This is a genomic window from Brucella grignonensis (assembly GCF_002252505.1).
In the GTDB taxonomy this organism is placed as follows: Bacteria; Pseudomonadota; Alphaproteobacteria; order Rhizobiales; family Rhizobiaceae; genus Brucella; species Brucella grignonensis.
Genome location: NZ_NNRL01000131.1, coordinates 1 through 465, shown reverse-complemented (window position 1 = coordinate 465; position 465 = coordinate 1). Strand labels below are relative to the sequence as shown.

The window sequence follows — 465 nt, the reverse complement described above, 5'->3', positions numbered from 1 at the left end:
CCTGCATGTAGCGCGCCAGAACGATCAGCTCGGCCCCGGCCTCCTGCACCACCCGCATGATAGCGGCCTCGGCCTCCGGCTTCGTCTCCGGCGTGACGCGGATCAGGCGGAACGGAATATCATGGCTCACGACCTGCTTCTGGTAATCGCCATGATTTGAGATAACGGCGGCGATCTCAATCGGCAGCGAACCGATCCGTGAACGGTAGAGAAGATCGTTCAGACAGTGGCCGAAGCGCGACACCATGATCACGACCTTCGTCTTGTGTGAAAGATCGTGGATTTCGTATTCCATGCCGAACTCGTTCGCGACTGGCGGAAATCCCCCGGCAAGCGATTCGAGCGTCTGGCCACGCTCCGAGACGAAACGCAGCCGCATGAAGAAGCGCCCTTTGTCCTCGTCGATGAACTGCGAGCTGTCATTGATGTTGCAGCCCGATTGCGCAAGATAGCCCGAGACCGCGG

At 59.6% G+C, this 465-nt stretch carries 1 protein-coding gene; it reads right to left on the bottom strand.

All coding sequences use genetic code 11. From position 1 onward, the window contains the following. Positions 1–465 (bottom strand): formyltransferase family protein (locus tag CEV33_RS01565; protein ID WP_268875787.1); only part of this gene is annotated, 465 nt, incomplete at both ends.